At 64.9% G+C, this 19901-nt stretch carries 15 protein-coding genes; 5 read left to right on the top strand and 10 right to left on the bottom strand.

Going from position 1 to position 19901, the window contains the following annotated elements:
- Positions 1 to 39 precede the first annotated feature (39 nt).
- From U0029_RS14355 to U0029_RS14335, 5 genes are read right to left on the bottom strand one after another with little or no spacing between them, the layout of a single operon-like run.
- Positions 40 to 1065, bottom strand: a complete 1026-nt coding sequence (locus tag U0029_RS14355) for a Bug family tripartite tricarboxylate transporter substrate binding protein (protein WP_012416315.1) — start codon at positions 1063 to 1065, stop codon at positions 40 to 42.
- Between the two features lie 54 nt (positions 1066 to 1119).
- A complete protein-coding gene (locus U0029_RS14350) occupies positions 1120 to 1887 on the bottom strand; it encodes an SDR family NAD(P)-dependent oxidoreductase (protein ID WP_012416316.1) in 768 nt (255 codons plus the stop codon).
- A complete protein-coding gene (locus U0029_RS14345) occupies positions 1884 to 2603 on the bottom strand; it encodes an SDR family NAD(P)-dependent oxidoreductase (protein ID WP_012416317.1) in 720 nt (239 codons plus the stop codon). Before U0029_RS14345 ends, U0029_RS14350 begins: the two co-directional genes overlap by 4 nt.
- A gap of 8 nt (positions 2604 to 2611) precedes the next feature.
- Complete coding sequence (locus tag U0029_RS14340) at positions 2612 to 3508, bottom strand: isocitrate lyase/PEP mutase family protein (protein WP_012416318.1); 897 nt, start codon at positions 3506 to 3508, stop codon at positions 2612 to 2614.
- 21 nt (positions 3509 to 3529) lie between these two features.
- Positions 3530 to 4243 (bottom strand): GntR family transcriptional regulator, encoded by a 714-nt coding sequence (locus U0029_RS14335; RefSeq protein ID WP_012416319.1) that lies wholly within the window; start codon positions 4241 to 4243, stop codon positions 3530 to 3532.
- A 284-nt stretch (positions 4244 to 4527) separates the two neighbouring features.
- Between U0029_RS14335 and acnA the strand changes: the two genes are divergently transcribed.
- Genes acnA through U0029_RS14315 form a run of 4 tightly spaced genes read left to right on the top strand, consistent with a single transcriptional unit; the run spans position 4528 to position 10368 of the window.
- On the top strand, positions 4528 to 7209 hold the full coding sequence (gene acnA, locus U0029_RS14330; RefSeq protein ID WP_114852737.1) for an aconitate hydratase AcnA: 2682 nt from the start codon (positions 4528 to 4530) through the stop codon (positions 7207 to 7209).
- 30 nt (positions 7210 to 7239) lie between these two features.
- Positions 7240 to 8601, top strand: coding sequence for a dihydroorotase (locus U0029_RS14325; protein ID WP_012416321.1), 1362 nt, complete (start codon positions 7240 to 7242; stop codon positions 8599 to 8601).
- Between the two features lie 33 nt (positions 8602 to 8634).
- On the top strand, positions 8635 to 9363 hold the full coding sequence (locus U0029_RS14320) for an isochorismatase family protein (protein ID WP_114852738.1): 729 nt from the start codon (positions 8635 to 8637) through the stop codon (positions 9361 to 9363).
- Positions 9364 to 9372: 9 nt separating this feature from the next.
- The gene (locus U0029_RS14315) at positions 9373 to 10368 is read left to right on the top strand and encodes a CobW family GTP-binding protein (protein ID WP_114852739.1); all 996 of its coding nucleotides are present in this window, start codon (positions 9373 to 9375) and stop codon (positions 10366 to 10368) included.
- A 125-nt stretch (positions 10369 to 10493) separates the two neighbouring features.
- Here the strand turns inward: U0029_RS14315 and U0029_RS14310 are convergent, their stop codons facing one another.
- Positions 10494 to 13001 (bottom strand): heavy metal translocating P-type ATPase, encoded by a 2508-nt coding sequence (locus tag U0029_RS14310; RefSeq protein ID WP_114852740.1) that lies wholly within the window; start codon positions 12999 to 13001, stop codon positions 10494 to 10496.
- Positions 13002 to 13349: 348 nt separating this feature from the next.
- On the opposite strand from U0029_RS14310, the gene copM reads away from it, so the two are divergent.
- Positions 13350 to 14063 (top strand): CopM family metallochaperone, encoded by a 714-nt coding sequence (gene copM, locus U0029_RS14305; RefSeq protein WP_012416325.1) that lies wholly within the window; start codon positions 13350 to 13352, stop codon positions 14061 to 14063.
- 223 nt (positions 14064 to 14286) lie between these two features.
- Here the strand turns inward: copM and U0029_RS14300 are convergent, their stop codons facing one another.
- The 4 genes from U0029_RS14300 to U0029_RS14285 all read right to left on the bottom strand — a co-directional run bounded on the left by U0029_RS14300 (position 14287) and on the right by U0029_RS14285 (position 19896).
- Positions 14287 to 15120, bottom strand: coding sequence for a PhzF family phenazine biosynthesis protein (locus U0029_RS14300; RefSeq protein WP_012416326.1), 834 nt, complete (start codon positions 15118 to 15120; stop codon positions 14287 to 14289).
- Positions 15121 to 15206: 86 nt separating this feature from the next.
- Positions 15207 to 15545: a DUF3325 domain-containing protein gene (locus tag U0029_RS14295; RefSeq protein WP_012416327.1), complete on the bottom strand. Its 339-nt coding sequence runs from the start codon at positions 15543 to 15545 to the stop codon at positions 15207 to 15209.
- A complete protein-coding gene (locus tag U0029_RS14290) occupies positions 15542 to 17431 on the bottom strand; it encodes a PepSY-associated TM helix domain-containing protein (protein ID WP_114852741.1) in 1890 nt (629 codons plus the stop codon). The genes U0029_RS14295 and U0029_RS14290 overlap by 4 nt, the downstream gene beginning before the upstream one ends.
- Positions 17432 to 17433: 2 nt before the next feature.
- Entirely contained in the window at positions 17434 to 19896 is a 2463-nt protein-coding gene (locus U0029_RS14285; protein WP_114852742.1) for a TonB-dependent siderophore receptor, read from the bottom strand.
- Positions 19897 to 19901: the final 5 nt, after the last annotated feature.

Here is a 19901-nt window from a genome sequence, read left to right as displayed (position 1 = left end):
TGCAGGCCGCCGCGCTGGCGGGGCGGGCGGTGCTGCGGTTTAGTCGATGCGGGCGCCGGAGATCTTGACGGCCTCGGCCCACTTTGCGATTTCCTGCTGCACGAAGACCTCGAACTGCTCGGGCGTGGTGGGCGTGAATTCGCTGCCGGCGGCGATGATTTTTTCCTTTGCCGCCGGGTCGGCCATGACTTCGCGGATGTCGGCCGAGATTTTTTCCACCAAGGGCTTGGGCGTGCCCTTGGGAACAAAGAAGCCAGACCAGGGCGGCGCGGCATAGCCCGTAAAGCCCTGCTCAGCCACCGTCGGGTAGTCGGGCGCGCTGGCAAAACGCTCGGCCGTGGTCAAGGCCACGATCTTCAGCTTGCCGCTTTTCGCGTAGGCTTGTACGGCGGGCAGGCCAGTGATGCCGACCTGGATCTGCCCACCCAGCAGGTCCGTCACCATCGGCGAGCTGCCGCGGTAGGGGATGTGCGAAAGCTCGAACTTGCCCTGGTTTTTGATCAGTTCCATGCCCAGGTGGGAAGCCGTGCCATTGCCATCGGAGCCATACGAATAGTACTTATCGGTGTTTTTCAGCAGCGCGATGAGTTCTTGCAGGTTGTTGGCCGGTACGTCGTTGTTGACGATGATCGCGTTCGGGTAGAGGGTGGCTTGCGTGACGGCCTCGAAATCCTTGAGGGGGTCATAGCGCATGTTTTTGTAGAGCGACGGGTTGATGCCGTGCGAGCCGGTGACGCCCAGCACTAGGGTGTAGCCATCAGGCGCGGCGCGAGACACGTATTCTGAGCCGACGTTGCCGCCCGCGCCCGGCTTGTTCTCGATGACGACTGGCTGGCCCCACTTTTTGGACAGGCCTTCGGCTACCAGGCGAGCGGTGATGTCAGTGGCGCCGCCGGCCGGGAAGGGCACGACGATCGTGACGGAACGATTGGGGAAGTTGTCGCTGCCCTGCGCAAAAGCGGGGGCGCTGACAAGCCCGATGGCCCCGGCAAGCGTGGCCAGCATACCGAGTGCTCTGCGGCGCGACAGGCGCGTGCGCGTGGCGGAAGTAATCGAGTGCGTCATGATTCAATCCCCTTGTTGTGGTGTAAGCATTGCGTGAGTAAAACGGTGGCCGCGCTATTGCGCGGTATAGCCGCCGTCGGCACGGATGTCCGTGCCCGTGATGAACGAGGCAGCCTCGCTGATCAGAAAAACTGCGGTTTGCGCGATCTCTTCAACGGTGCCGAGTCGCCCGGCCGGGTATTTGGCGGCTAAGGCGGCGCTGGCGGCCTGCGCGCTGCCGTAGCGATCCACCAGGCGGCTGGTCAAGACCGCGCCGGGCGATAGGCTCAAGGCGCGGATGCCGTCGGCGGCATGGTCCACCGCGATGGCCCGCGCCAGGGCGATCAGGCCAGCCTTGCTCGCCCCATAGGCGCCCCGGCCCGGCGCGGCGACGCTGCCCAGTTGCGAAGCAATATTCAGTACGACGCCGCCGCGCGTCATATGCCTAATCGCCCACTTGCTCATCAGCCAGGCGCCGGTGAGGTTGACGTCCAGCGCGAGCCGCCATTGATCCGGTGTCAGGTCGGCGACCTTGGCGCTTGGCGTGACGGTGGCGGCGTTGTTTACGAGAGCGTCGATGGCGCCCCAGTGGGTGGCGATCTGTTCCACGGCCGAGCGGGAGGCATCGGCGTCGGTGATGTCGCAGCTCAGCGTCAGGATGCGGGAGGGTGCGAGGGCTAAGGTCCGGCAGCCTTGCGCCAGCATGTCCGCGTCCCGATCCAGGAGGGCCACGCGGGCGCCGGCATCGAGACAATGCTTGGCGATAGCCTGACCGAGTCCGCCGGCCGCGCCGGTCACCATGACAACCTTGTCGTCCAGCAGGGGTGGGTTCGCGCTTGTCATGGTGTCATGGCTCCCAAGGAGGCGCCGCCACAAACGTAGAGTGTCTGTCCCGTGATGGCGCCCGCTTCGTCGCTGAGAAAAAAGGCGAGGGTCGCGGCGACTTCGCGCGCGGTGATCAGGCGGCCCAGCGGCAGGTCCAGGCTGGGCGCGGCACCCCGTTTCGGATCGTTCAGCATGGGGGTGTCGACCGCGCCGGGCGCAATCACGTTGACGGTGATGCCACGGCCGACGAGTTCAGCGGCCAGGCTGCGCGCCAGTCCAATCTGCGCAGACTTGGTGGCGGCATAGGCCAGGCGCTGCGCGCGGCCCAGCACGGCGCGGCTGGATACCAGCAGGATGCGGCCGCGACGGTCGGGCAGTTGCGGCGCCAAGGCCTGGACCAGCGCCATCGGCGCGGCGCCATGCAGGCGCCAGAGCAGCTCGGTGTCTTGCGGCCGCGTATCCCGCGCGCCGCCCGTGCGCACCAGGCCGGCGCAGTGCACCAGCGCGGTCGGCGCGCAGCCGTCCAGGTCCGCGCACAAAGCCTGCAAGGCGGCAGGGTCGGCCAGGTCGCAAACAAGATGGCGGTACTGCGTGTTGTCCTGGATGACGGGGGGCGCAATGTCCACTCCGGTCACCCGCCAGCCCTCGGCGAGCAGACGCTCGGCCAGCGCCAGGCCAATGCCGGATGCCGCGCCTGTCAGGATGCAATGCGCCGACGCCTTAGGCTTGATCATGGCAGTTCTCAGGTGTCCAACGTCGTCAGGCGCTTTTCCATGGCGCGCATCTGCTCGTAGCCCATCAGTTGCATGATGTCTTCGATGCCGACCAGCAAATCGGGACGATCCGCCGGTTCTCCTGTGGCGATGACGCCTTGCATGACCGCTAAGGCCTGGCGCATGCCGTGGATGGCGGCGGCCGGCAGCATACGGGGCAGGCTGATGCGCTTGACACCGATTTCCTTCAGGCGCGGCAAGGGAATCAGCGGGGTGGTGGGGCGGTTGCGGATGCCAAAGCCCATGTTGATGCTCACGGGGATGCCCGCAGCGTCCACCAGCCGCTTGATATCGTCTTCCGTGCGCACGGCATCGGGGAAGAGCATGTCCGCGCCAGCCCGGGCGTAAGCGCGGGCGCGCTTGACCGCGCCTTCGATGCCCTCGATCGCGAGCGAGTCTGTGCGGGCGATGATGACGAAATCGTCATCGCGCCGCGCCAGGCAGGCGGCTTCGATCTTCTTGACCATCTCGGCTTCGCTGACGACATCTTTGCCGGGCATGTGGCCGCAGCGCTTGGGGCTGACCTGATCCTCAAGATTGATCCCTGCGACGCCGGCTTCCTCGAACATCTGCACCGTGTGGTAGACATTGACCGGATTGCCGTAGCCGGTGTCGGCGTCGGCGGTGATCGGGATGGAGACGGACCTTGCCAGGTGGCGGCAATGGGTCACGTTTTCGGACAGGCCCATGACGCCGATATCGGCGATGCCCAGCAGCGCATTCGACACGGCTGCGCCGCTAGTGCAGGCGGTCTTGAAACCCGCAGCTTCAACCAGGCGGACGCTGTATCCATCGTAGACCCCGGGGGATACGAGGAAGGGTTCGTTCTTCAGCAATTGCCGGAACTGGTGGCGCGGGTTGTTCATGTCGTGCTGCTCCAAATAGCGTTATACGGCCGGGACGGGATGCCCGGCGATGCCGGATGCCCCTTCTGCCAGGTGTTCAAAAAGGTGTTGCGCTGCGCGTTCGATGTGAGAGCGCATGAGCGATTCCGCCAGCTCCGCATCGCGCGCGCGGATGGCGCGCAAGATCTGCCAGTGCTCGGCATAGGCGTCGTCCTTGCGTTCAAGCACGGTGCCAGAGTGCCGGCGATAGACGCGCAACAGGTGGTAGAGGTCGCCGCATAGGGCGTTGATGATGCGGGTGTTGCCGCTGGCCAGCACGATGCGCTCGTGGAAGTCGAAGATGCGCTCGCCGCCGGTGGCGGCTTCCAGGCGGCGCTGGCGGTCCTGTTCCAGCTCGGCGAGCAGCTGCGCGATTTCCTCGTCGCTCATGCGGCGGGTTGCTAAGTTGCAGGCCACGCCTTCCAGCGCCATCCGCATCTGGAACAGTTCCAGCGCGGACTCTGCCGACAGCGTGACGACGCGCGCTTTGATGTAGGGCTCGCGCGTGACCAGTTGAATGCCTTGCAAGCGGCGCACCGCTTCGCGAACCGGGCCGCGGCTGACGCCAAATTCCTGCGCCAGCGCCACCTCGTTGATGACGCTGCCTGGCGCAAGCCGGCCCTGGTAGATCGCTTCCAGCACGCGGTCGAACACCACGTCGGCCAACGGGCCGGAGGCGTCATCCTTGGTGGCGATGGAGGGCGAGGAGGTGTTCATAGTGTTAACAGCCTATCAAAGGGATTATAAAAGTGTCAACTCTTTTGGGTCGGGCGGGATTGCGGCTCGGCGTGCTGCGGGCGGCTGTTTTTATAGAAAAGACGGGATTTTTCGTCTATTTATCAGGGATTTCCCTAGGTTTCTTATCGAGAGAGGCGGCGTGGCGGGTGGAGCAGGCTTATCAAGGTCTATAAACCTGCCTCAAAAAACGCTCATAATGTTGACACTATTGTTTTTAAGATCGTAAGATGGTCTTAGTTGATATTCTCCCGGTTAGCCTTTCCATGATCCAGTCTTTCTCCTGTCGCGGCAGGGTGCTGCGCTATGCGGATCTGTCCGCCGCCGCCCATGCCGAAGGCCGTGATATCCGGACCTATCCCTATGTCATCCGCGTGCTGCTGGAGAACCTCTTGCGGCACCGGGCCTGGGGCGCGGCGGTATCCGAAGCGGAAATCAGCCGGCTGTGGGATTGGGGCAAGCACATCGGGGCGGATCTGCCGCTGCATGTGGCCCGCGTGATCCTGCCGGATTCCAGCGGGCTGCCGGTCTTGCAGGACCTGGCGGCCTTGCGCGACGCGGTCGCTCAGGCAGGCGGCGACGCGGCGCAGGTGGATACGCGAATTCCCGTGGATCTGATCGTCGATCATTCGCTTCAGGTCGACTATTGGGGCGACTCGGGGGCGGTGCAGCGCAATCTGCGACGGGAATTCGAACGCAACGACGAGCGCTATCGATTTTTGAAGTGGGCGCAGCAGGCCTATAAAGGACTGCGCGTCATTACGCCCGGCATCGGGATTATCCATCAGGTCAACCTGGAGTACTTGGCGCCGGTCGTCGCACACCAGACACGCCCGGACGGCGAGTGGGCCTATCCCGATTTCGTGATTGGCGGCGATTCTCACACCCCTATGGTCAACGCGCTGGGCGTGCTGGGTTGGGGGGTGGGCGGCATTGATGCCGAGGCGGCTCTGCTGGGCCATGCCTACACTTTTCCTATCCCGGAGGTCGTGGGGGTACGGCTGCACGGTGCTATCCAAGCCCTCACCACGGATGCCGCGCTGCTGGTTACGCAGCAATTGCGCGCCGCAGGCGTGGTAGGCAGCATGGTCGAATTCTTCGGCCCGGCCGTGGCGGCGCTTGCCGTGCCCGAACGCGCCACGATCGCCAATATGGCGCCGGAGTACGGCGCCACCTGCGGGTTTTTTCCGATCGACGCGCGCACGCTGGACTATGCACGCATGACGGGGCGCGACGAAGCGCAATTGGCCTTGATCGAAGATTATGCGCGTGCCAATCAGCTCTGGCGCGATACGGCGCAAGCCGCGCCTGCCTATAGCCGAGTGATCGATATCGACCTGTCGGCGGCGCGTCTCAGCCTGGCTGGGCCGCGCCGTCCGCAGGATCGCATGGATGTGGCGGATGTCGCCGCAGACTTCCGCCGTCGTCTGGGCGCGCCGCAATCGGAGGGCGGCTTCGAGGTGGACATGGGGCTTGCGGCCGGCCGCGACGTCGTCGGCCATGGTTCGGTGGCGCTGGCGGCGATTACTTCTTGCACCAATACGTCCAACCCCAGCGTGATGCTGGCGGCTGGCCTGATCGCGCGTAAGGCGCTGGACCGTGGTTTGACGCCGCCTGCCTGGGTTAAGCGCTCGCTGGCGCCAGGCTCACGCGCCGTGACCCGCTATCTCGAGTCTGCGGGCCTGCTGACGGCGCTGCAAGCCCAGGGTTTTCACGTCATCGGCTATGGCTGCACGACGTGCGGCGGTAAATCAGGGCCGCTGGACGCCGGGGTGGCCGAAGCCATTGTCGAAGGCGGCCTGGTTGCCGCTGCCGTGCTGTTGGGCAATCGGAATTTCGAAGGGCGTATTCACAAGCTGCTGCGCGCCAACTACATCGGGTCGCCCGCGATGGTGGTGCTGTATGCGCTGGCGGGCCGCATCGACGTGGATTTCGAGCGCGAGCCGCTGGGGCCGGGCGCGGACGGCGCCCCGGTTTATCTGCGCGATGTCTGGCCTAGCCAGGAGGAGATCATGGCCTTGATGCCTTTGGCTTCGGACCCGGCGCTGTTTGCCGAAGTGTATGACCCTGCCAGCCTGGACAGCGCCATCTGGCGCGATTTGGCCGCGCCGGCCGGTTTGCGCTTTCCCTGGGACCCGGATTCGCAATACCTGGTTGAACCCCCGTTCTTCAAGACCGAACCTGGCCGCGACGCCTTGGCCGACCTGGCGGCTGGCCTGGCGCGCGGACGTGTGCTGGCGGCGTTCGGCGATTCGCTGACGACCGACCATATTTCGCCCAGCGGCGAGATTCCCGCCGACACGCCTGCCGGCAGCTACCTGATCGCCAAGGGGGTGGCGCCGCGCGACTTCAACACCTATGTGGCCCGCCGTTGCAACCATCACGTGATGACGCGCGCCACCTTCGCCAACATCCGCATCAAGAACGCCCTGACACCGGGCATGGAAGGCGGCGTCACCCGCCACTATCCGAGCGGCCGGCTGATGCCGATTGTCGACGCCGCGACGGCCTACCGCGATGCGGGCGAGGCCTGCATCATCCTGGGGGGCAAGGACTACGGTATGGGCAGCAGCCGGGATTGGGCGGCGAAGGGCTCGGCGCTGCTGGGCGTGCGCGCGGTGATCGCGGAGTCGTTCGAGCGCATCCATCGCGCCAATCTGGTGGGTATGGGTGTGCTGCCGCTGGCGTTTGCGCCCGGCCAGGGCTGGCGTCAGCTCGGGTTGACCGGCGCGCAGACGCTGCGCTTGGAGAATGTGGCCAATGGCGTGTTGAAGGGGGAACCCATTGACGTGATCGCCGAGGACGGCAGCCGCCAGGTGCGCTTTCAGGCCTATGCTCAGGTGCTTACCCATGCAGAACGCAAGCTTATGGCGGAAGGCGGAATTCCCGCCAGCGTTCTCAACGCTTTCTTGACCGACACGAAGGCCGCCGACGCGGCCCATGGCTGACAACACGCATCATTCGGAAAACTCGACATCATGCTGGATCTCTTACTGACCAATGCAAGGCTGCTGTTGCCGCAGCAGGGCTTGACCGAGGGTGTGCTGGGCGTCATCGATGGCCGTATCGCCATCATCGCCGAACCCGGCACGCCGCTCCAGGCCCGCGAAACGATTGATTGCCAGGGGCTGTGGGTGTTGCCCGGCTTGATCGACCCTCATGTGCACTTCGGATTCGGCTCGCCGGAGACCGATTTCGAGACCGAGTCGCGCTTCGCCGCGCTGGGCGGCACGACTACGGTGCTGTCTTTCCACCGATCGGCCGACATCCGCGAATCCTTTGAAAGCGTGCGCGACCGCGCGCTGTCGCAAAGCTGTGTCGACTTTGGTTTTCATTTCGGCATCACCAGCAATCTGCATGTGGAAACGCTAGAGGAAATTTCACGCCGTTTCGGTGTGTCGTCTTACAAGCTATACATGATGTACAAGGGCGCGGCAGGTCTGTCCAAGGGCTTCACCGACATTGACGACGGCCTGCTGTATTCGGCCTTGCGCGCCACGGCCGCCATCCCCGGCGCAATCATGGGCGTGCACTGCGAAAACGTCGAGGTCATCCCCGTGCTGAGAGACCCTCTGCGCGCAGCCGGCCGCGATGATTTGAAGGCATGGAATGAGCAGAGCCCGGATTTTCTGGAGGCCGAGAACGTGCACCGCGTGTGCTATTTCGCGGCAAGGACTGGCGCCGCGGTCAATATCGTGCACCTGAGCAGCCGCGAGGCGCTGGACGAGGCGCGGCGCCATCGGCGCACGCCCAACGCGCCGCCCATTTACGTCGAGACCTGCCCGCACTATCTGTTTCTGAACGATGAGTCGCCCGCCGGAACCTATGCCAAGGTCAATCCGCCGGTGCGAGGCCAAAGCGATGTGGACGCCATGTGGGAAGGTGTGCTGGACGGCTCCATCACCACGATAGGCACCGACCATGTGCCCCGCAAGCGGGCCACCAAGGACAAAGACATCTGGGCGGCCAGCAATGGCTTCCCGGGCACGGGCCTGATGCTGCCGATCTTGCTGCACGAAGGCTATCACCGCCGAGGTGTTCCCCTGGAGACCTTGATGAAGCTTAGCGCCGAGAATTCCGCCCGCATCTATCGCATGCCGGGCAAGGGCAGCATCGAGATCGGCAAGGACGCGGACCTCGTCATTGTAGACCCCGACCTGCAACGCACCGTCGATCCGGCCACCCTGGAATCGAACTCCGATTATTCGCCTTACGAGGGCATGACCTTGAAAGGCTGGCCCGTGCGCACGCTGGTGCGCGGGCGCACCGTGGCGCTGGACGGCCGCATCACGGACGAGGCCCGCGCCAAGCCCGGCGGCCGCTTTCTCAAGCGTCTTTGAACTGAATCAATAGCCTTTCTGATGGAAACCACTATGAGCGACACCAAGCGAATCTGGGACGACTTCCTTACCGAACGCGACAAGCAAGTGCTGGCCCAGGCCGGCTACGGCAAGCGCGGCGGCTTCGGCAAGCGCCCCGCGCTTTTCATCATCGACGTGCAATACAATTTTTGCGGCGATACGCCCGAGGACATCCTGGAGGGCTTGAAGCAATACCGCACCCACTGCGGCCGCGAAGCCTGGGATGCGGTTGCGCATATCGTGCCGCTGCTGGAACTGGCGCGCGAAAAAAACATCCCCGTCTTCTATACCGAGAGCGGCCGGCGCGCAGACCTGTTGGACAGCGGCGTGCAAGTGGGCAAGAACCACCGGGGCGGGGAAAAGACGGTGCTGGCAAACACCCATGCGACCCAGACGGTGGAGCCGCTGGCCCCGCGTCCGCAAGACATCCGCATCACCAAGCAGAAGCCTTCCTGCTTCTTCGGCACGATCTTCATGAGCCACTTGAATTTTCTCGACGTGGACACCCTGATCCTGGTGGGCTGCACGTCGTCGGGATGCCTGCGAGTCACGACGGTTGACGCCTACTCATACAATTTCAAGGTCATCATCCCCGAAGAGGCGGCGTTCGACCGCTTCCAGGCCAGCCACGCCATGAGTTTGTTCGACCTTAACTGCAAGTATGCGGATGTGATCCCGTCGCGCGAAGTGCAGGATTACCTGCGCGGCCTGCCTGCGCCCGCCGATGCCGCGCGAGACTGAGCTGGAGCCATGGCCGCTACCGCTCGCCCTATCCCCGTCTACCTGCTGACCGGTTTTCTGGGCAGCGGCAAAACCACGCTGCTGTCCCGCCTGGTCCGCAGTCCGCGCTTTGCCGATACCGCAGTGGTCATCAATGAGTTCGGCGAGATCGGCCTGGATCATATGCTGGTGGGCAAGTCGGATGACACCGATGTCGTGCTGCTGGATTCTGGCTGTCTGTGCTGCGCGTCCACCAGTTCTTTGCAGGACACGCTGGAGTCCTTGTACTACCGTCGCCAGCGCGGTGAGATTCCGTCGTTTACCCGGGTGGTGGTGGAGACCTCGGGTCTGGCGGACCCCTGTCCGGTCATCAACACGCTGGCAGCCGATCCGCTGATCGCTCGGCACTACCGCTTCGGCGGCGTGGTGGCGACGGCGGACGCGCTGCACGGGATGGGCACGTTGGCTGCTTATCGAGAAGCCAGCACCCAGATCGCGATCGCCGACCGCATCGCGCTGACCAAGGTGGATCTGGCCGATGAGGCCGCGATTCAAGCGCTGAAGACCGCGCTGAGGGGATACAACGCCAGCGCGCCGATCCGTTCGGTCTCGCCCGCCACGGTGGATGAGGACGCACCGGCGCTGTTTGACGAGCTGCGCCCGGAGCATCTGGACGCGGTCGTATTGCGGGAGTCTCCGTCTGCCGCCGCCGGGCCGCTGGCGCATGTGCTGCGCTACGGTATCGTGTCCTATGCATTCCGGCAGCGTGCGCCGCTAAGTTGGCAAGCCTATGCCAACTGGACGCGGTATATGCAACGTCATGTCGGAGAACGCCTGCTGCGGGCCAAGGGCTTGCTGCGCTGGGAGGACGGGAGTCTGAGGGCGGTGCATGGCGTGCAGCATGTCTTCGCCTTGCCCGAAGCGCGGGTCTTGCGTGAAGACGCTGCGCCGGGCGCCATGGTCCTGATCGTGCGGGATATGTCGGCCGAAGAGTTGGAGCAGGCGATGCAAGCGCTAGGCCTGTGAGCGCCGGCAGAGCCCTTGCCGAAGGCTATCGCCTGTGGCCGGCCCCCCGATGCGGCGTGGGCCGGGCCAGGGCATCGCCCCTGCGATCCCCTGGCCGTCGTCTCCTTGCCGCTGACCGTTCTTGGTTACGGCGCCTCGTTAGCCGCCGTGTCCGCCGCCAGGGGCGGCTGGAAGCGGCGCAGCCGCAGTGCGTTGCCGAGCACGAAGACGCTGGACAGCGCCATCGCACCTGCCGCAATGATCGGTGAGAGCAGGATGCCGTAGGCCGGGTATAACACCCCTGCCGCGACGGGGATGAGTGCGGTGTTGTAGCCGAAGGCCCAGAAGAGGTTTTGGCGGATGTTGCCTATCGTGGCTTTCGAGAGGGCGATGGCATTGGGCACGCCCTGAAGATTGCCGGACATGAGCACGACGTCGGCTGACTCTACCGCGACGTCGGTCCCGGTGCCGATGGCCAGGCCAACGTCGGCCTGCGCCAGCGCGGGGGCATCGTTGATGCCGTCGCCGACGTAGGCGACATGGCCATGGCTGGCTTTGAGCCGGCGCACCGCTTCGACCTTGCCTTCGGGCAGCACTTCGGCCACCACTTCGTCTATGCCCAGCTGGCGGGCGATGGCTTGCGCCGTGCGCGCGTTGTCGCCGGTAATCATGGCCACCTTCAGGCCGAGCTTGTGCAAAGCCGCAATGGCCGCAGGGGTGCTGGCCTTGATCGGGTCGGCCACCGCGATGATGGCGGCCAGGCGGCCGTCGATTGCGGCGTAGAGCGGCGATTTGCCTTCGTTGCCCAGGCGTTCGGCGGTGTGGGCGAAGCCGGCCACGTCCAGGCCCAGTTCGCGCATGAAACGGTCTGCGCCGACTTCGACGCGGGAGCCATCCACGGTGGCGCGCACCCCCATGCCCGTGATGGATTCGAAGTTCGTCATCTCGGGCGGCGCGATGCCGCTTTGCTCGGCGGATTCGACGATGGCGCGGGCGATCGGATGTTCCGAGCGTGATTCCACGGCGGCCACTTTTGCCAGCACCTGCTTGCGGTCCAGACCTTCGGCGATCTCCAGGTCGGTCAGGACAGGGCGGCCTTCCGTCAGCGTGCCGGTCTTGTCCACGGCCACCACCTTGGCGTCCTTGAGCAGTTGCAGCGCTTCGCCCTTGCGAAACAGCACGCCCATTTCGGCGCCCCGGCCGGTGCCGACCATGATCGAGGTTGGCGTGGCCAGGCCCATGGCGCAGGGGCAGGCAATGATCAGTACCGCCACGGCATTGACGAGGGCGAAGGACAGCGCGGGGGACGGGCCGAACGCCAGCCAGACCACGAAGGTGAGCAGGGCTGCCAGCATGACGGTGGGCACGAACCATAGCGTCACCTTGTCTACGACGCCCTGGATAGGCAGTTTGGAGCCTTGGGCCTGTTCGACCAGGCGAATGATCTGAGCCAGCATGGTCTGGCCGCCTACGGCCGTGGCGCGCAGCGTCAATGCGCCATTCTGGTTGACCGTGCCGCCCACCACGGTATGGCCGCTTTCTTTTTCGACCGGAATCGGCTCGCCCGTGATCATGGATTCGTCTACGAAGCTGCGGCCCTCGATCACTTCGCCATCGACCGGTACGCGCTCGCCGGGGCGGACTTCCACGATGTCGCCCAGGGCCACGTCGCTGATGGGGATGTCTATGACGCGGCCGTCGCGCCGCACATGGGCTTCTTTGGCTTGCAGGCCGACCAGGCGTTTGATGGCTTCGGAGGTGCGGCCTTTGGCCCGCGCCTCAAGAAAGCGGCCCAGCAGGATCAGCGCCACGATGACGGCGGCCGCTTCGTAATAGACATTGACCGTGCCGGCGGGCAGCAGGCCGGGCGCGAAGGTGGCGACTACCGAGTAGCCGAAGGCGGCGGCTGTGCCGACCGCGACCAGCGAGTTCATGTCGGGGCCCAGGCGCACAAGCGCAGGAAAGCCCTTGGTGTAGAAGCGCCGGCCGGGAAAGACGAGCACCAGCAGGGTCAGCACGAATTGCAGGTACCAGCTTTGCTGGATGCCGATGGTGGCCGCCACCCACTCGTGCACGCCAGGGACCATGTGCGAACCCATCTCCAGCACGAATACGGGCAGCGCCAGCACGGTGGCCAGGATCAGGTCGCGCTTGAGTTCAGCGCGCTCGGCGTTTTTTTTCCCGGCGGCTTCGGCGTCAGCCTGCATGCTGGTATCGATGGGGTGCGCCTCGTAGCCCGCCTTCTTGATCGCCGCAATCAAGTCTTGCGTGTCCACCACGCCGCGCACGGTGGCCCGTTCGGTCACCAGGTTGACGCTGGCTTCGCTGACGCCGGGCACCGCTTTCAAGGCCTTTTCCACTCGGCCCACGCAGGAGGCGCAGGTCATGCCCTCGACGGCGAGCTCCACGGCGCCGGCTGGCACGTCATAGCCCACTTTTTCGACCGCCTGAACGAGCGCCTGGCGATCGACCGGGCCAGCCAGGCGGATATCCGCTCGCTCGGTGGCGAGATTGACGGACACGCTTGCTACGCCCGGGACTTTGGCCAGGGCGGTTTCGACTCGGCCCACACAGCTCGCGCAAGTCATGCCCTCAATAGGCAGACTGAGGACGGCTGCGGCGCTTCGGGCATCAGTCGTGGTTGGCGTATTCATGATGGGTTTCCCATGGTGGACGTTTGACATGTGAGCACCTTAAAGCTTGCCATTGTGGGAACGTCAAACATCAAATCCTGCGTATTGTCTGATTCTTTATGCTGTGACCGGAGATGATCGCCAAATTTAAGCACCTCCCTCATAAGATATGTCCTATTCTTATTTGCCGCAGCAAGCGCGTTGCTTGGTCTGCAGGCCGGGAAAATAGTGACGCAGCTCAATGCATCTGCCCATCGCGCAGGCAAGGGGCAGCGTATGACCCGGTGGACGGCGGTTGCGGGGGGTTGACCTTCCAACGGTGGTAAGTCATATCGTGAGCCTGCCTATTTCTTCTTATGGGAGTGTTTGATGAAGGCCAATAGACTCAATCTCCGCTTTGTTTCCGGGGCCTTGTTCGCCGTGGCAGGCCTGTTTGTGATCCAGGGGTATCAACAGCCGGCGCAGGCTGGGGGGGTGGTGTTGGCGGACGCTGGGCACGCGATGCCGGCCCGCTCCTCGGTGAAGGACAGCCCCGCCATCGCAGCTTACCGCGCCGCAGATGCCCGGATGCATCACGCCATGATGGTGCAATACAGCGGCGATCCCGATGTGGATTTCATGCGCGGCATGATTCCGCATCATCAGGGCGCGGTGGATATGGCCAAGGTGGTGCTGGAGTACGGTAAAGATCCGCAGGTGCGTAAGCTGGCCCAGGATATTGTGGCCTCGCAGTCCGGCGAGATCGGGATGATGAACAAGTGGTTAAGCGAGCACAGGGCGGCCCCGGGCAAGTCGGCTGATGCCGCGATCGCGGCTTACCGTGCTGCGTCGGATCGGATGCATCAGGCCATGATGATTCAATACAGCGGCGATCCCGATGTGGATTTCATGCGCGGCATGATTCCGCATCATCAGGGCGCGGTGGATATGGCCAAGGTGGTGCTGGAGTACGGCAAAGATCCGCAGGTGCGTAAATTGGCCCAGGGTATCGTGGCCTCGCAGTCTGGCGAGATCGGGATGATGAACAAGTGGTTAAGCCAGCATCAGCCGGCTGCTGCCGCAGCGAGCCAGGGTTCGCGATAAGGAGGCGATGCGGCCGGTGAGCGCATGGGGCCAGGCTCCGCGCGTTTATCGCTTTGCCGGGCGGCAGCGTCATCCTGAGCGCGGCGTAGGCGGTCTCGCCCAAGAGGCCGTTTTTCCGACCCCAGGGGCAAAGCCGAACGCAGGACGGTAGCCCAGTGCGGCTTTGGGGGCGTGGCTTGCAGGATGGCGCCGCCATGGCGAGCCAGGCGGCTGCCTGGGCGGCTTAGCCGAGAAGGGCGGACGTGCCGCGCACATTCACGGGCGCGCCGCGCTCAGCCGTGAAGCTCACCTCAATCCGGCAAGGCTGCCCCATGTCTACGCCCTGCATGATGACGATTTCGCCCAGTTCCGCTTCGCCCAGATCGCGCAGCATGCCGGCCAGTGCCGCCGCCGCGGCGCCGGTTGCGGGATCTTCCAGCACGCCGCCGATGGCAAAAGCGTTGCGGGCCTGAAAGCGGGTGGCGCTTTCGCGGAATAGGAAGGCGATGGTCCCGATGCCATGGTCTTGCATGAAGCGACGTCCTTGATTCAAGTCGTAGTGCATGCGGGCCAAGGCTGCGCGGGAACGCAGCGGGATGATGAGGTGGTCAATCCCGCCATTGGCCATGCAGGCTGGCAGCGCGGGGTCTAGCTCATCCCTGTCGTAGTCGAAGAGTTCGAGGGCTTGCGCCAGCAAGGCGGGGCTGGCGATGGCGCTATGCGTGGGCGGAGAGCGCAGCGTGCTCAGCCATGCGCCGTCTTGTTGCTCGGCCGCGACTTCGATGTGGCGGTTTGACAGCGCCAGCGGATACCGGCCCGGACCGAAACGCAGTCCAAGCACGGCGCCCAGCGCGATGGTTGCGTGTCCGCAAAAGGCGACTTCCGCTTCCGGGGAGTAATAGCGGGTGCGCCAAGCGCCGTGGCCGTCCGGGCAGGAGAAGACGGTTTCGGAGTAGCCGACCTGGGCCGCCACCTGCTGCATGGTGTCGGCTGAGGGCAGTTGATCAGCCAGCACGACGCCGGCCGGATTGCCGCCCTGGCCCTCGCAGGTGAACGCGGCGATACGATGAATGTGCATGGAATAAACCCCGGGTGTTGAGGATGCGGCCGAGTATAGCGGCCGACGCTCGAGAACAAGGAATCAGGGGGCGGCCCCCCCCCGTTTCAGGCAGAGACAAGAATCAGGCCAGTCAGTGCTGCCGCCACGGCCATAAGAGGGAGGCGTCTTGGCGCGTAGCTGAGCGTGAGGGTGGTCAGGATGGCGCCGCAAGACAGCATGCCCAGACAGACCAGGGCGGCTACCGCCGTTCCCCAGGCTTGCAGGCAGCCAGTCATCGTGGCCAGGACGAGCACACCGGCGGAGACACGCAGGCTGCCGCGCCGCCACGCTGTGCCGCCATGGCCGCTTACCTGCTCGTGATGCCGGTCCATCGCCAGCGCGGCGCAGGCGACGGCGGCGAAGGACAGCAACAGGGCGGCCAGGGCCGCAGCGGTGCTGTTCATGGTCCCCCCATTGTCCAGGCCAGCGCGGCCAGCGCGGCCAGCGCAGCCGTGGCCGCCAGCAGGTCGCGCCATGCGCGGGGCGCGGCGAATACCCATAAGATCGCCGCCGCGTAGATCAGAAAACTCAGCAGCGTGGCCAGGCTTAGCCCGATGGCCGGGCGGGCCAGGCCGCTTAGCGCGAGGATCTGCGCCAGCAGGGTGGCGCTGGCTGTGGCCAGCGCGTAGCCGCCTGCCACGGCGCACAGCAGGCGCCCCAGCACGCGCCGGCGATAGCCTGGCGGGGCGCTGGCCGGGCGTCCTGGTTTGGGCGCGGCCCAGACGCCCTCGCGCACCCGCAGGGCGGCAATGGCGAACAGGCCGCCGAACCCGAGGATGGCCGACTCCACCCCCGCGGCCTGTCCGTCGCCGGCGCGTGCGTAGGCCAGCAGATGCTGCCCAGTGGTCAGCGCATTCACCACGGGCAGCGCCAGGCAGAGCAGGCAGGCGGCGCAGAGCTGTTCGAGCCAGGCGCGCCGCGTGGGCCGAAGGCAGGCATGCAGCAGGCTGAGAAGCCAAACCAGGAAAAAGGCGCGAATCTCCCAGATGTCGCGGCCGGGAAGGTCCGCCTGGATCAGGCGGTTGGCATGAAAGTAGGCGATGCAAGCCAGGCAGGCGCCTGCGATGGCCGCGACGTTGAGGGATTCTGCCATGCGGTAGAAGGCGGCCGTGGCGGCGCCGAACTCGCCCGCGCTTTTGTTGCGCCGCTTGATCGTAAAGAGCACGGCGCCGGTCGCCATCATCAGCGCGCCCGCCAGACCGCAGATGAAATACAAGCCCTTGATGGTCCAGCCGCCATAGGCCGCCACATGCAGGCGCTCCATGATGTGATGCGCGACCTCCGACGTTTGCTTGCCGACGCTGGCGTGCAGCGCGGTGAAGGCGCCGCTGGCGCCGTCGAACACCGCCCGCGCGGCGGGGCTGGAGAGCTGGCGTATCGCCTTCTCTTCATCTGGCCGGGTATACACCGTGATGCGCTCTCCGGGCTGTCCGGGGCGTTCCACCATGATCATGCGCGCGGGGCGGTCCAGCGCCGCCTGCGCGGCCTGCGTCAGCAGGCCTAGCTGCTGGCGGGCGGGCATGCGCTCGTCAAGCTGTGGGGGCGGCGGCAGGGGGGCGGTGTTTGTGTGGGGGGGCTCTCTGGCGAGGTCGGCTTGCCAGCCTGCCATGCCCTGTTCGCCATAGACCGCATGCAGGGGGCCTGGCATATAGCTGATATAGAAGATCGCCAGCCCGGTGTAGGCGATCATCAGTTGAAAAGGCAGCGTGAGCACGGCCGAGGCATTGTGGCCGTCGAGCCAGGCCCGCTGGCCGCGGCCGGGACGGAAGGTGAAGCAGTCTTTGAAGATGCGTTTGTGCACGATGACGCCGGAAAACAGGGCGGCCAGCAAGCCTATCGTCAGCAGGCCCACCAGCCAGAATCCGATATTCCCGGCGTGCAGCGTGTAGTGCAGCGTCATGAAATGACGGCCGCCTTCGCTTTTGCGTCCCCAGGGCTGGGGCAGCAGGGCGCCGTCACGCGGGTCCAGCGCCGCTTCATGCGTGACGCCGCCTGCGCCGCGCCAGAACAGCTTCATCGCCTGCGAGGGGGCGGCGGGCAGTTCGATGCGCCAGAAGCGCGCATCGGCCTGCTGTCCGGCGAGATAGCGCGAGGCGGCCGCCAGCACGGCCTCTTGGGGCAGCGAGGCGCAGGCCTCGGGCAAGACGGGTTCGGACGCCATCCAATGCGAGATGGGCTCGCGGAACACGCTGAGGCTGCCCGCCAGAAAGATGAGGCACAGCAGCCAGGCGCACAGCAGCCCGCAGCAGGTGTGCAGCCAGCTCATGCGCTGGCGCAGGCCGGCTTTCATCGTCAGAACGTGCCGCGCAGCGTCAGCATGACATTGCGGGGATCGCCGTAATGGATGCCATTGACCAGGTTGCCGACCGCGCTGTAGTAGCGCTTGTTCAAGAGGTTGTTGAGGTTGACCGTGGCGGCCCAGTTGGGGTTGATCTGGTACTTGCTATAGGCGTTCCAGATGGCGCGCCCGCTGGCCTGCACCGTCGTGGCGCCGATCTGGCGCGATTGGCCGCTTTGCACATTGACGCCGCCGCCTATCGTGAAGGCGCTCCAGTCACCCGGCAGTTGGTAGGTGGTCCAGAGGTGGAAAATATGTTTGGGGGTGTACCAGGCGAAGGCCTGCCCCTGGCTGTTCTGGTCTTTCAGATATTTGGTGGTATTGAAGGTATAGCCGGCATACAGGTTCCAGCCCCGTGTCAGCTCGCCGCTGATCTCCGCGTCAAAGCCCTGGCTGCGCACCTTGCCGGCATCGGTGTAGCAGTAATAGTCGGCCGCGCAGGTCGGGCTGGAGTTGAAATCGACCTGAGCGCGGTGGCTTTGATCAATACGGAAAAGGGCGAAGGCCGTATTGACGCGGCCGTCCAGCAATTCGCCCTTGATGCCGAGTTCATAGCTTTCCCCGACGATGGGCTTGAGCGCCTGCCCCGAGGCGTTGACTTCGCTCTGCGCCTGGAAAATGTCGGTGTAGCTGACATAGCTCGTCCACTGCGGCGAGAGTTCCAGGATCAGGCCGGCATAGGGCGTGAGATGGGTGTTGGCCTGTTTGGTCTGGCCGTTGCTCAAGCGGCCCGCCGTGGTGGTGTCGGTGGTCCAGATTCGGTTGGAGCGGCTGAAGCGGCCGCCCAGCACGAGTTTCAAGGGGTCGGCCAGTTGCAGGCGCGTAGCGCCATAAAAGCCCAGTTCGCGGTTCGAGCCGATGCGCACCTCGTCGGTGCCCGCGCGCAGGGCGGCCGTGCTCGGCTCGGGCAGGTCCGGATCGAAATGGAAGGCGTTGAAGCTGGCGTAGTTGACCAGATAGGAATAGGAAGTGTCGATCTTGCTGTGGCCGTAATTGCTGCCCACCACCACATCGTGCGTGCGGCCAAAGGCGCGGAACCTGCCTGTCAGATGGGCGTCTACGCCCGAGGTGTCGATGTCGGCCACGGTTCTGGCCACGCTGACCGTCGCCATCTGTGTTAGCGGGTTCACGGCGCGGCTGGAGGCGGTGTATTTGAGGTATTGCTTCTCGCGCACGTAGGCGCCGGTCAGCTTGAAGCGCCAATCGTCATTGAAGGCATGGGTGAGATCCGCGTAATAGCCCTGGTTCGAGGTCTTCTGGCGGTTCCAGTCGGCGGCGAAGCTGGTGGGGCGCTTGAAGTCTACGGCTTCGCCCGTGCTGTAGCGCGGCAGACCCGAGATGGCAGGACGGCCCCGCAGGTCTTCGTGGCTATAGCCCAGGTTGACCTGGGTGCGTGGCGAGATGTCGTATTCGAGCGTGGCGTATAAGGTGGTGTTTTTCAGGTTCACCCGATCGACGAAGGAATGATTGTCCTGCCGGTCGATTAGGGCGCGGCTGCGCAGGCTGCCGTCTTCGTTCAATACGCGGCTGGCGTCCAGTTGCAGGCCATAGCGGTCCCAACTGCCCGCCTTGGTTTCGACCATGAGGCGGTCTTCCGTCAAGGGGCGTTTGCGCACGAGGTTGACTGCGCCGCCGGGCGAGCCCGAGCCTTGCAGCAGGCCTGCCGCGCCACGCAGCACCTCCACCCTGTCATAGAAGGCGGTGCCGCCCGAGTAGTTGCTGGCGCGGCCATACATATTGCGTTCCAGCGGGACACCGTCGTACTGGATCACGCTATTGTCAAAGCCGCGCGAGTAAATGTATTTGCCGCCCTGCGGACTTTGCTGCAAGGTCACGCCGGTGGTGTTTTCCAGTGCGTCATACACCGAGGCCAGATTTTGTTCATCCAGCCGCTGACGGGTCACCACACTGACGGACTGCGGAATCTCGCGCAAGGATTGCTCGCCCTTGCCTATGCTGACGGCGGGCAGGGTGTAGGAGCCGCTGCCTTCCGTGCTGAGACGATAGCCCTGGCCGGTCACCTTGACGGGCTCGAGCAGGGCGGTCCCGGCCAGACGCCGCACGGCATAGCCGCCGCTGGGCAGTCGTATGCCTTCAAAACCCGTGCCGGCCAGCAGGGTTTGCAAGCCGCGGTCCAGGCTCCAACTGCCTTGCAGTCCGGCGCTGTGCTGGCCGCTCACCTGGGCGGCTTCGAAGGAGAGATTCACGCCGCTGGCATGGGCGAATTGCCTGAGCGCCTGGTCCAGCGGACCGGCTGCGATGGCGTAGCGGTATTCCCGCCCGGTGGCCTCCTGCGCCCGCGCATCAGGCGCGACCCAGGCAAGGGCGGCGCTGCACAGCATGCCGGACAGGACGTTAGCAAGCAGGGTCGGGGCAAACGCCGGGCGTGCTGGCTGGGAAGTGCGGACGAGGATCATTGCGT

The organism is Bordetella avium, from assembly GCF_034424645.1.
GTDB classification, from domain to species: domain Bacteria; phylum Pseudomonadota; class Gammaproteobacteria; order Burkholderiales; family Burkholderiaceae_B; genus Bordetella; species Bordetella avium.
This window is presented reverse-complemented; position numbering and strand designations above follow the sequence as displayed.